This window comes from Psychrobacter sp. AT9, from assembly GCF_047272965.1.
Taxonomy (GTDB): domain Bacteria; phylum Pseudomonadota; class Gammaproteobacteria; order Pseudomonadales; family Moraxellaceae; genus Psychrobacter; species Psychrobacter glaciei.
Map to the genome: position 1 here is coordinate 843498 of NZ_JBKOTW010000001.1, position 12956 is coordinate 856453.

Annotated in this window: 10 protein-coding genes; 9 read left to right on the plus strand and 1 reads right to left on the minus strand. The window is 45.5% G+C overall.

The genetic code is table 11. From position 1 onward, the window contains the following. Positions 1–8 precede the first annotated feature (8 nt). The 9 genes from nuoG to ACMFL8_RS03700 all read left to right on the plus strand — a co-directional run bounded on the left by nuoG (position 9) and on the right by ACMFL8_RS03700 (position 11896). Complete coding sequence (nuoG, locus tag ACMFL8_RS03660) at positions 9–3122, plus strand: NADH-quinone oxidoreductase subunit NuoG (RefSeq protein WP_413190102.1); 3114 nt, start codon at positions 9–11, stop codon at positions 3120–3122. A 52-nt stretch (positions 3123–3174) separates the two neighbouring features. After that, complete coding sequence (gene nuoH, locus ACMFL8_RS03665) at positions 3175–4167, plus strand: NADH-quinone oxidoreductase subunit NuoH (protein ID WP_352310327.1); 993 nt, start codon at positions 3175–3177, stop codon at positions 4165–4167. Between the two features lie 55 nt (positions 4168–4222). Next, positions 4223–4771 carry an NADH-quinone oxidoreductase subunit NuoI gene (gene nuoI / locus ACMFL8_RS03670; protein ID WP_189586455.1) on the plus strand — a complete coding sequence of 183 codons (549 nt, stop codon included), beginning with the start codon at positions 4223–4225 and terminating at the stop codon, positions 4769–4771. Then, the gene (gene nuoJ, locus ACMFL8_RS03675) at positions 4768–5499 is read left to right on the plus strand and encodes an NADH-quinone oxidoreductase subunit J (protein WP_413190103.1); all 732 of its coding nucleotides are present in this window, start codon (positions 4768–4770) and stop codon (positions 5497–5499) included. Before nuoI ends, nuoJ begins: the two co-directional genes overlap by 4 nt. A 98-nt stretch (positions 5500–5597) precedes the next feature. Further along, entirely contained in the window at positions 5598–5906 is a 309-nt protein-coding gene (gene nuoK, locus ACMFL8_RS03680) for an NADH-quinone oxidoreductase subunit NuoK (protein ID WP_025653102.1), read from the plus strand. A 4-nt stretch (positions 5907–5910) separates the two neighbouring features. Next, complete coding sequence (nuoL, locus tag ACMFL8_RS03685) at positions 5911–7785, plus strand: NADH-quinone oxidoreductase subunit L (protein WP_413190104.1); 1875 nt, start codon at positions 5911–5913, stop codon at positions 7783–7785. A 1-nt stretch (position 7786) separates the two neighbouring features. After that, a complete protein-coding gene (gene nuoM, locus ACMFL8_RS03690) occupies positions 7787–9415 on the plus strand; it encodes an NADH-quinone oxidoreductase subunit M (RefSeq protein ID WP_201593095.1) in 1629 nt (542 codons plus the stop codon). A gap of 3 nt (positions 9416–9418) precedes the next feature. Beyond that, on the plus strand, positions 9419–10897 hold the full coding sequence (locus ACMFL8_RS03695) for an NADH-quinone oxidoreductase subunit N (protein WP_010198916.1): 1479 nt from the start codon (positions 9419–9421) through the stop codon (positions 10895–10897). A gap of 168 nt (positions 10898–11065) precedes the next feature. Then, positions 11066–11896, plus strand: a complete 831-nt coding sequence (locus tag ACMFL8_RS03700) for a ferredoxin--NADP reductase (protein ID WP_413190105.1) — start codon at positions 11066–11068, stop codon at positions 11894–11896. A 256-nt stretch (positions 11897–12152) separates the two neighbouring features. Here ACMFL8_RS03700 and ACMFL8_RS03705 read toward each other — a convergent pair whose 3' ends face one another. Next, positions 12153–12932 carry a hypothetical protein gene (locus ACMFL8_RS03705; protein WP_413190106.1) on the minus strand — a complete coding sequence of 260 codons (780 nt, stop codon included), beginning with the start codon at positions 12930–12932 and terminating at the stop codon, positions 12153–12155. Between the last annotated feature and the right edge of the window lie 24 nt (positions 12933–12956).

Sequence of the window (12956 nt, forward strand, 5' to 3'; positions counted from 1 at the left end):
AGAGCGGCATGGCAGTCATACATATTGATGGAACCACTGTCGAAGTAGATAGCGCAGATAACTTGCTACAAGCCTGCTTATCACTCGGCATTGATGTGCCGTATTTTTGTTATCATCCAGCCCTTGGCTCAGTAGGCTCGTGCCGTCAGTGCGCGGTCAAGCAATTCCAAAACAAAGAAGACATGGAAGCAGGTCGCGGTCGTCTCGTGATGTCATGTATGGTCGCTCCTGGCGATGACATGTACATCTCGGTCACTGATGACGAAGCCAAAGCATTCCGCAAGTCGATGGTTGAGCTACTGATGACCAACCATCCACATGATTGCCCAACTTGTGAAGAGGGCGGCCATTGTCATTTGCAAGACATGACCTATATGTCAGGTCATAGTCGTCGTCGTTATCGCTTTACCAAACGCACGCATCATAACCAAGAGCTTGGCCCATTCATCGCGCATGAGATGAACCGCTGTATCGCTTGCTATCGCTGTGTACGTTTTTATAAGGACTATGCGGGCGGTGAAGATTTGGGCGTTTATGGCTCAAATAACCGCGTCTATTTTGGCCGTGATAAAGATGGTCAGTTTGAAAGCGAGTTCTCAGGCAACTTAACCGAAGTATGCCCAACGGGTGTATTTACCGATAAAACGCATTCTGAACGCTATAACCGCAAATGGGATATGCAGTACGCACCAAGCATCTGTCATGGCTGCTCGGCTGGTTGTAATATCTCACCGGGCGAGCGATATGGTGAATTGCGCCGTATCGAAAACCGCTATAACGGTGAAGTAAACCGCTACTTCTTATGTGACCGTGGTCGCTTTGGTTATGGCTATGTCAATCGTGACGATCGCCCAACGCAAGCGCTTGAACGTATCAATGACAAGCATGTCAAAATCAATATTGACTACGCACTTGATGAAACCATCAAACGTATCAAAGATAAAAAAGTCATCGGGATTGGCTCACCGCGTGCCAGTCTAGAGACTAACTTTGCGCTAAAAAATCTCGTTGGTTTTGATAACTTCTCAACGGGTTTGAACCATCAGCAGCAAGCACTGGTCAATAAATGCATCGAAGTGCTCAGCACTGAAGGCATCTATAACCCAAGCATGACAGACATTGAAAGCCATGATGCGGTATTAGTATTGGGTGAAGATATCACGCAGACCTCATCACGTGTCGCGCTGTCAGTACGCCAAGCCGCAAAAAATGAAGGCCTCAAAATGGCAGCGGCATTGCAAACGCAACCTTGGCTTGCTGAACCTGTTAAGCGTATCGCGCAAGATGCGCTAAGCCCAGTTTATGTCATTGACGTGACGCAGACTAAGCTAGAAGACATCAGTAAAGTGAGCGTGGTCGCGACCCCTGAAGACATTACTAAACTTGGCTTTAAAGTCGCTGATGAGATTACCAACTTTGCTGATGATCTAGCAGAAATAGCAGATCCGCAAGCGGCTGAACAAGATGCCAATATTGATACCAGTACTGAGACTGACGGTATGCAAGCGTTAGCGAAGCAAATCGCTTATGACTTGATTCAAGCGGATAAGCCACTGGTTATCTCGGGTAGTAGTTTGTCATCTACCGCATTGATAGAAGCGGCTGCACAGATTACTCAGGCATTAACGAAAAAACGTGCGGCAATCAAAGCGACTGAACAGCATCAAGTTGAGACGCATAATGCCAAAGTAAAATCTCAATCGCAGTCTGCTAATGACCAGCCTGAAGAAGACCAAGAGCTATCAGCCAAACCAAATAAGCCTGAAACGGGTGTAAATACAGAAGTGCAGGACGATATAGAGCGTGAGCCTGCTGAAAAACTTGAGCTGAAAGAGATAAACAATAAGTATCAGGCACAAGCAGGTATTTACTTAACGGTTACCGATGCTAATAGCATGGGTGTTTGCATGCTTGGCGGTCAATCAGTAGAAGAGTTGTTAGCGACTGATTTCGATGTGGTTATCGTCGCTGAAAATCAGCTGACTGATGCCATCGATGCCAATAAACTGACGCAGTTATTATCTGATAAAACCGTCATTGCACTCGATCATCAGCTGCTTGATTGGCATAAAGATGTCGATATCGTATTGCCAGCGGCTAGTTTTGCAGAAGCAGACGGTACGTTGATATCTGCTGAAGGCCGTGCACAGCGCTTCTTCCAAGTCTATGATAACGAATATTATCATCCGATGAGCAGTATCAAAGAAGGCTGGCGCTGGTTGCATGCAGTGCATAGCAGCATCGAAGGTCGTGATGTCGATTGGACGCAGCTAGATGATGTCATCAATGCGTTGATTGCCACGCATCCTAAACTGGCTGGTATCAAAGGCGCTGCGCCTGATGCTGATTACCGTATGACGGGTCTTAAAATTGCCCGTCAGCCACGCCGCTATTCAGGTCGTACCGCTATGCGTGCCCCGATATCAGTCCATGAGCCGATGCAGCCAAAAGATTTAGACACTGGCTTAACCTTCTCAATGGAAGGCTATAGCGGCAAACAAACACCAAGCTCGATGATTCCTTTTGCCAATGCGGCAGGCTGGAACTCACCGCAAGCGTGGAACAAATACCAAGACAAAGTCGGCGGTCATCTGAAAAATGGCGATCCAGGTGTACGCTTATTTGATCAGCTAGCACGTTTAGAAACACGTCAATATGTTGCGCCAGAAGCGATGTCTGCGACGACGACTGATATGCAGCAAGGCCAAGCGAAGCTAGTGCCTATCTATAATATCTACGCCAGTTCAATGATGGCCTCACGTAGTCCAATCGTCGCTGAGCAACTACCTGTTGCCGCATGGCGTATCGGTATGGATGATGCTAATGACTGGAATATTGCTGCTGGTGATTACTTGGCGATTGAGATTGATAAGCAACAAATCACTTTGCCAGTACAAATAGTCGGTTATTTAGCGGAAGGTTGTATCGGTTACCCAGTCGGGCAAGTGAGCATCATTCACCCATCGATGCCAGCGTCGGTACGTAAAGTTGATGCGCCAGTGACCATGATGGGTAGTATGGCTGACGATAGTTCTTTGATAAATAATGATGCTGGAAACGGCATGAACGATAATAATGCCGCGCAAATGAATACAGCGCCGACCATCACACAGGAGGTGTAATATGCAAGTTACCCGTATTATCCCTGATGTGCCAAGCTTTTTGGCGAGTAGCATGAGCTTTGATGCTTGGTCTATTCTTTTTTTGGTCAGCCAATCGCTGGTCATCTTTTTAGTAGTGGTCATCGTTGCCGCTATGATGATTGTCTATGAGCGCCGCATGCTGGCCTTATGGCAAGACCGTTACGGTCCAAACCGAGTTGGGCCTTTTGGCTCATTGCAGCTGGTCGCAGATATGCTCAAAATCTTCTTTAAGGAAGATTGGACACCAAATTTCACCGATAAGTTTATGTTTACCTTGGCACCTGCGGTCGCAATGTTTACCGCATTGGCTTCATTTGCCATTATTCCTATCTCACCAACATTTGGTGTGGCTGATTGGGATATTGGTATTCTGTTCTTCTTTGCCATGGCCGGTATTGCTGTCTATGCAGTGATGTTCGGTGGTTGGGCATCTGCTAACAAGTTCTCGTTATTGGGTGGCTTACGTTCAGCGGCGCAAACCATCAGCTATGAAGTCTTCTTAGGTTTGTCGTTGATGGGCGTCGTCGCCTTGACCGGTTCTTTTAATTTACGTGAGATTGTCGAGTCACAAATTGACGGCTGGTATATCATTCCGCAGTTTTTTGGATTTTTGACCTTTGTGGTCGCTGGTGTGGCTGTTACGCATAGGCATCCATTTGATCAACCAGAAGCAGAGCAAGAGCTTGCCGAAGGCTATCATGTCGAATATTCTGGCATGAAGTTCGGGATGTTCTTTATTGGGGAATATGTCAACGTCGTATTGATTTCAGCATTGATGACTTGTCTGTTCTTTGGTGGTTGGCTTGCGCCTTTTAATTTAGATATTCCATTTATTCCACCAGCTTTTTGGTTCATGATTAAGACGCTGTTCTTTATGACCATGTTTATTTTGGCTCGAGGCTCACTCATGCGTCCGCGCTATGATCAGGTGATGAACTTTGGCTGGAAAGTCTGCCTGCCGGTAACGTTGATTAATTTATTGGTTACTGCCGCAGTCATTTTGATCTTTTCGCCAACGTTGTAATCATTACTAGCCATCATTGATGAACTAGGGTAAAGCTGATAAGGATAATAATCCCATGTTTACTAGCATAAAAAAGATCGTCATTGGCCTATTTACCATTGTCCGCAGCATGTGGATGGTCAATAGCCATGCGATTAGACCGCGTGACACCATTCTTTATCCTGAAGAGCCCGTACCTGTACCACCGCGCTTTCGTGGACGCATCATATTGTCTCGCGACCCTGATGGTGATGAGCGCTGCGTTGCTTGTAACTTATGCGCCGTGGCATGTCCGGTCGGCTGTATCTCATTACAGAAAGCGGAACGTGAAGACGGTCGCTGGTATCCGGAGTTTTTCCGAATTAACTTCTCGCGCTGTATCTTTTGCGGCTTATGTGAAGAAGCCTGTCCGACAACAGCGATTCAAATGACGCCCGATTTTGAGCTGGGTGAATATAAGCGCCAAGATTTGGTCTATGAAAAAGAGCATTTGCTCATTTCAGGACCGGGTAAGTATCCCGATTATAACTATTATCGTGTGACGGGTATGGCAGTCGCGGACAAACCAAAAGGCGCGGCACAAAACGAAGCTGCACCGATTGATCTAAGGAGCTTGCTGCCATGATGAATATTTTGAATAGTCCTGAATTGGCAGGATTTTATGCACTTGCTGCCGTGGCTATCTTTGCCAGTCTACGAGTAGTCACCCATGCCAATCCGGTACATGCAATTTTGTCGATGATTGTGTCTTTACTAGCAGTCGCTGGCATATTTTTCGTGCTTGGTGCGCCATTTGCTGGTGCGCTAGAGATTGTCGTATACGCTGGGGCAATTTTGGTGCTTTTCGTTTTTGTCATCATGATGCTCAACTTGGGCATGCGTAATGACGAGCGCGAAGAGCGTTGGCTCGATTCAGGCACTTGGGCGATACCGACAGGATTGACCATTATTATCGCGGTTGTGCTCTATGCGATGATTGGTCTCAATCACGACGAAGCTGCTGTTATTGGCGGGGTCAGTGTTTCCTCTAAAGCGGTAGGTACTGCATTATTTAGCAAATATATTATGTTGGTAGAAATCGCTGCTTTACTATTACTAGCGGCGCTAGTGGCTGCTTATCATGTGGGTAAAGAGTCATCTGATGATGAAATTGTCGGTAATGACAGTCAAGACTTTAAGCCCAGTGTGGGCAGTATCAAGCAATACGATAACGAAAGCACTCATACAGAATATGATGCGGTAAAAATGGCTAAACCCTACGAATATAAAGATGTCGATCCGCATGACTACGTTGGTAAGAAGGTAAGTATGCAAGTGGGTATGAAGAAAGTCACGCGCAAGGAGTCAGACTGATGGTACTAGCAGCAAGCGTGGCACAAGATGTGTCGAACGTGCCGTTTGCCCACGAGGTGGCAGGCTTAGTACAGCCGGTTGCTGAGGCGCAGAATGTACTGGGTATGATACCCATGAGCCATGGATTGATTTTGGCGGGTATTTTATTCGCCATTGGTCTGTGCGGTGTCATGGTACGGCGTAACTTTTTATTTATGCTAATGAGCCTTGAGATCATGATGAATGCGGCAGCATTAGCATTTGTGGTTGCAGGCAGTCGCTGGGTCGATCCAGATGGACAAATTATGTTTATCTTTATTTTGACGTTGGCCGCCGCTGAAGCCTCTATTGGTCTGGCAATATTATTGCGTTTTTATCATCAGCGTGGGCATCTCGATGTCGATAGCGCCAATGAGATGAAAGGATGATGTCATGAGTTTATTACCATTAACCTTTATATTCCCGCTCGTTGGCTTTTTAATTTTAGCCTTTATGCGCGACAAATTATCAGAGCAAGTGGCCGCGATGGTCGGTGTTGGCAGTATGCTGCTATCAGCACTATGCACATTGGTGGTCAGCTATACCTTTTTAACCAGCAATCCAGCAGGTACGGTCATTGAGATTCCGCTATGGACATGGTTCCAAGTGGGAGACTTTGCACCAAACTTTGGCTTGAGCTTTGACGGTTTGGCATTGACGATGACGGGTGTTATTACCGGCATTGGTTTTTTAATCCATCTGTTTGCCGCTTGGTATATGAAAGGCGACACTGGCTTTGCCCGTTTCTTTAGCTATATGAACTTGTTCGTCGCCAGCATGCTATTGCTGGTATTGGCGGACAATTTATTTTTGCTTTATCTCGGTTGGGAAGGCGTCGGTATCTGTTCTTACCTTTTGATTGGTTTTTATTATCATGATAGAGCCAATGGTCGCGCAGCGATGAAAGCCTTTACGGTCACGCGTGTTGGTGATGTGTTCTTAGCGTTTGGTTTGTTTTTATTGTTCCGTGAATTTGGTACGCTTAATATTCAAGACATTATTACGCGCGCGCCAGAAGTCTTTGACATCAATAATCCAACGATGATGCTAACCACCGTGATGTTGGTCGGCGGTGCAATGGGTAAGTCAGCACAGTTGCCATTACATACTTGGCTTGCTGATGCAATGGCAGGTCCGACACCGGTATCAGCGCTGATTCATGCGGCAACGATGGTAACGGCAGGTGTTTATCTGATTGCTCGTTTACATCCATTGTTTGAGCTGACGCCTGGTATCTTATTGTATTGGGTTGGCGGTGTAGGGGCATTGACGTTAGTCGTTGCTGGATTCTGTGCGTTAGCGCAAACTGATATTAAACGTATCCTTGCCTATTCAACCATGAGCCAAATTGGCTATATGTTCCTAGCGCTCGGCGTGGGTGCTTGGCAAGGTGCGATCTTCCATTTGATGACGCATGCTTTCTTTAAAGCCTTGTTATTCTTGTCATCAGGTGCGGTCATTCTTGCAGTACACCATGAGCAAAACATCTTTAAGATGGGCGGCTTACGTAAAAAGATACCATTGGTATTTTGGTGTTATATCGTTGGTGGCGGTGCACTTGCAGCGATACCTTGGGTCACCGTTGGTTTCTATTCTAAAGAAGCGATTCTTTGGGAGACCTATGCAACTGGTCACATGGTCTTATTTTATATGGGTGTATTCGGTGCTTTCTTAACGGCACTTTATACGTTCCGTATGATTTGGATCATATTCTTTGGCGAAGAAAAAACGCCTGCGCACAAGTTGTCAGGGATATCTTATTGGCTGCCGCTGACTGTATTGCTGGTGCTATCAACTGCGGTTGGCGCATTGATTACGCCACCATTGCAAGGGGTGCTGCCAGAGAGCGTTGGTCATTTATTAGAAGTTGCTGGTCAAGCGCATGCCAAGCACACCGCAGAGTATATCGCGATGGGTGCAATGGCGGCAGGTTTGATATTGGCGGCACTATTATATGTCGTGGATAAAGGTCGTCTACTCACCAGCTTTAAGCGCTCACGTATTGGTGGGGCGCTATATCACTGGTGCTATCACGGTCTAGGCTTTGACGCGCTATACGATATAATTTTTGTAAAACCCTTTTTGTTCATCGGCCGCTTATTTAAAGCCGATCCTGTTGATAAAACGTGGCTTTTATTACCTAAGCTGGCTTCAGCAGGTAATAAGATATTGTCTGCGACGCAAACAGGGTCACTTCGAGGCTACGCTACAAGCTTTGGCTTGGGTATTGCTGTATTGCTGGTGCTGGTAATGATGACGGTGGTATAAGATGATAGAGTTACAACAAACGTGGATGCTACCAGCATTGATTGCGATTCCGTTTATTGCAGGATTGCTATGTTGGTTGGTAGAGCGAGTTAATAAACGTCTGCCGCGCTGGATTGCTTTAATCGGTATGACGTTGACCTTTGTATTGTCACTGGTACTGTGGCAATACGGTGATTTTGGCGGTATGAGCAAGCAGGTGATTGCACCAGATGCGGCTGTGCCTTGGGTCGCTGAATTTAGTGTGCCGTGGATACCGACTTTTGGTATTAGCTTTCATTTAGCCTTAGATGGCTTGTCACTCATGATGGTGGCCTTAACCGGTCTACTGGGTATTGCAGCGGTTGCCTGTTCGTGGAATGAGATCCAACGTCGTGTTGGTTTCTTCCATCTGAACTTGCTATGGAGTTTGGGCGGCGTCATCGGTGTTTTCTTGGCCATTGATCTGTTTTTGTTCTTCTTCTTCTGGGAGATGATGCTGGTTCCTATCTACTTCTTGATCGCCATTTGGGGTCATGATGTGGTCGGTGGCAAGACCAAAGAATACGCGGCAACCAAGTTCTTTATCTATACTCAAGCGTCTGGGCTTATCATGCTCATTGGCATATTGGTATTGGTCATTATCAGCTACGCGCAAAAAGGCGTGGTCAGCTTTAATTACAATGATTTGCTCGGTACGTCGCTCGGCGGTTGGGAATACCCCATCATGCTATGCTTCTTTATTGGCTTTGCGGTCAAGCTGCCGATTGTTCCTTTTCACGGCTGGCTACCTGACGCGCATGCGCAGGCACCAACGGCTGGTTCGGTTGATTTGGCAGGGGTACTGATTAAGACAGCTGCTTATGGTTTGATTCGTTTTGTCTTACCGTTATTCCCAGCAGCATCACAAGATTTTGCGCCGATTGCGATGACTTTAGGTACGATTGGCATCTTCTATGGTGCTTGGTTGGCCTTTATGCAAACCGATATGAAGCGTTTGCTGGCTTATACCAGTATCTCGCACATGGGTTTTGTGGTCTTGGCAATCTATGCTGGCAGCTTACTCAGCTTGCAAGGTTTGATGATTCAGATGTTAGCGCACGGCTTAAGTTCGGCAGCATTGTTCATCATGGCAGGGCAGTTATACGAGCGTCTACATACTCGTGATTTAACCTTGATGGGCGGCATGTGGGGACAATTCCGCTACTATGCACCCATACTGATGTTCTTCTGTGCCGCCTTATTGGGTATACCAGGTACAGGGAACTTCATCGGTGAGTTCATGATTCTATTAGGTGCATTTGCCCAGTATCCCGTGTTTGTGGTATTAGCCACTTTCAGCTTGGTATTGGCAGGATTGTACTCGCTGATCTTAATCCATCGTGCATTATTTGGTACCAATAATATTGAAGCATTGGCCATGCGCGAGACCAAGTCACACGGTTTGCCGAACCGCAAATTAAAAGATTTAGGCAAACGTGAGCTGTCGTTATTACTGATGTTGGCCGCTGGTTTGGTCTGGCTTGGACTGTATCCACAGCCGTTCCTTGATACCTCAAGCCACGCTATGCAATGGATCAATAATGCCTATATATATAGTCAAGTAACACAAGTAGATGCATCACAGCTGCTTGATGCAATGGAGGCACGTTAAGTCATGAATGAATTTACGATGAATGATTTGATGGGACTGATGCCTTATGCACCGATCATTGCCGTCGTCATTACGGTATTGCTGGTAATGATCGCCATCACCATTAAACGCTCACATATTGTGACGGGTACTATTACGGTCGTCGGCCTAAACATTGCTCTGTTTACTTTAATTGGGCAAATGGCAGGCATAATCACCAGTGGCTCGGAGTTACCAATCGCTGAACAGCTTTTTGTGATTGATAACTTCGCGCAGTTCAATATGGTGGTAATACTGATCTGTGCGCTGGCTTGTTGTACTTTATCTTACGCCTATTTGGCTGATTTTAAAGACAATAAAGATGAGTTGTACTTGCTGATGCTGCTATCGACCACGGGCGCGCTGCTCATGGTGTGTGCTCAGCATATGGCATCGTTCTTTATGAGCTTAGAGCTGCTCTCAGTACCATTGTACGGTCTGCTGTCTTATACTTACATGCGCAACCGCTCGCTGGAGTCAGGGCTTAAGTATTTGGTACTGTCAGCGACGGCATCGGCCACCTTGCTGATGGGCATGGCCTTTATCTATGCACAAGTTGGCTCATTGGCTTTCAAGCCGATTAGCATCATGCTGGTCGATGTATTTGAGTCGCCATTATTAATACTTGGCGCGGCAATGATGATGTTCGGTATTGCCTTTAAACTGTCGGCAGCACCGTTTCATATGTGGACGCCCGATGTCTACGAAGGCGCACCTGCACCTATCGCGACTTTTTTAGCTTCAGTATCAAAAGTTGCTATGATGGCGCTTGCGGTACGATTCTTGATCGATACCTCTTTATTGGCGCTGCCGTCGGTGCAAATGCTATTGATGGTCATGGCGACCTTATCGATTTTGGCAGGTAATTTGTTGGCGGTTCGTCAAACCAGCCTCAAACGTCTATTGGGTTATTCTTCAATTGCGCATATGGGTTATGTGCTGATCGTGATCGTCAGTATTGGTTCAGCCGCAGATAGTATCTCTAGCATGTATATGGCGGTTTATGCCTTTACCTCTATCGGTGCCTTTGGTGTCGTGACCTTGATGTCGAGCCCTTATCGCTTGGCTGGTGAAGCGGATGAGCTGACCCACTATCAAGGACTGTTTTGGCGTCGTCCAGTGTTGACTGCTGTCATGACCATTATGATGTTGTCATTGGCTGGTATTCCACTAACGGCAGGCTTTATCACGAAGTTATTTGCTATATTAGCTGCTGTACAAGGAGCCAATTGGTTCTTAGCAGCGATGATTATTTTAGGTAGTGCGATTGGCTTATTCTATTACTTACGTGTCTTACTTACGCTGTTCAAACGTCCTAAGCAATTCATTGAGTTTGATGTTTCTGGGCAATGGGGTATTCGCACTGGTGGTATTATGGTGATTGCAGTGACTGCGATGATAGTCTTCTTTGGTATCTTGCCAAACACGCTGATTGAATGGGCAAGTCTGGCGCGTATATGGTAATACCATTATAAATATAAGATAAGTCGCCGTATTTGTATGGTGCTGCTTATCTGCTGTTACGGTTAGAAAACCCAGATGCGCCAGCTTTATGATAAGCTTGGCGCATCTTTTTTTATTGTTTAAATTCTTATAAAAATAAATTTAATAAAGTATAAGTGACGAATGATTATGAGTGACAATATCCAAACCGTAACTGTTCTGAGTAAGACCACTTGGACACCGAACCTGTTTAGCTTTACGGTCAGCCGTCCTGATAGCTTTAAATTTACGGCGGGTCAATTTGTACGTTTGGGTGTCAACCCGAGTCAATTACAGTATTATCAGCAGCAAGATGAGGCCTCTAGCGACGTATCTGATGCTGCATTGAATGAAGATATCTTTCGTGCTTATTCGATTATCTCCTCTCCCTTTGACGAGGTGTTAGAATTTTTCTCTATCGTCATTCCTGATGGTGCGTTTACTTCACAGCTGCAACATTTACAAGTGGGCGATGAGCTATTGCTCAATACCATGCCGTTTGGTTTTTTAACCTTAGCGCGTTATCAAAAACCATTGCCCAAAGATTTATGGCTGCTCGCAACAGGTACTGGCCTCGCACCGTTTTTATCCATGCTACAAGACTTGCAAACGTGGCAGGATTACGAGCACATTGTATTAGCCTATAGCGCGCGGTCGATAGAAGAGCTGGCTTATGTGGATAAGATAGAAAGTCTACAAGAAGACTTTGGCACGTTAGTAGATAATCCAGCCAAATTAATATTCATCCCTATCGTTACTCGTGAGCCAGTTGAGGGCACACTGGCAGAGCGTCTACCAAAACTGTTATTAGATGGCACGCTACAAGAGCGAGCAGGTATAGCGTTAGACACTGATAGCACGCATGTCATGCTGTGCGGCAATCCAGACATGGTAGAGGATACCAAAGAGACGCTAAAGTCATTAGGGTTAGTGATGAATCGTCGCGGTGAGGGCAATATTGCGGTCGAAAACTACTGGTAGTCGTATTATCTCTTTATGCTAATGAAAATTGGCTCGATAAGAACAAAAACGCTGACTCTTAAAAGACCATAGTCTCCAAGAGTCAGCGTTTTTTTGTGAGCTAAAAGTATAGTCAGTGAAAAGTAATATCGATACATTATGCACTGCTGATATCCATTTTTCTTGCTTGCTTACTGTGCCTGTGCAGACAGAGGCTACAAAAAATTGATATCAGCAATACCGTCGCGTTTTTAGGATATTTTGACTATAGTGGGTTCTAAACTTGACTCGGTTCGGTAGCATCATCAATCGGGTTGATTGGACCTTGCATAAGTTCAGGCTCATCATCGTCGCCAATGATGTCCTCGTTGCTGCTTGCTGCCAATAGATCGCGATAATTGATTTGCGTTTTCAAAATCATTTGCTCTTCTTCAATTTCGCCATAATTCACTTGTACCTTATGCAAAGCACTCATGATTTTTTTGTTCTTTTTTAGCCAGCGATTGATATCAAGATAAATAACTTCATCTTTTGCGCGCGCGATATTGATATAAGACAAAATAAAACCCAAAGGATCTTTTTTTAGGATGCGATGGTAGAACCAAATGAACAGCTTGACGCCTTGACGTTTGATAAATGACTCGCAGCGTAAGTTAAGCACATCGGTATAAGTTTGTTGCCCAAACACAAAGCGCTGTACATTACGATCAAGTTGTACATGAACCAAACTAAAATTACTGGCGATTTCTACATAGATACCGGCTACGTTGATGGTGCAGTACAAGCGAAACCAATCATCATGCATCTCAACACGCAGCTCTAAAATAGCTTTGACATTGTCGGTCACGAACTTTTGCAGAGCATCATTGACATAGCTTTGAGCGACTGGCAGAGACAGCTCATCTTCAAGTTTATCAGTCGTTCTGTCATATAGGTTCTTGATGGTTTGGGTTAGGCGATCCCAACCATCGCTGAATGACTCGTCAAAACGATAGCCGATACTATCGAAGAAGTCATCAAAACTGTCTGAATTATTCACGTTATCAAAATCACTCAAACTTATTATCCTTATAAATATAGG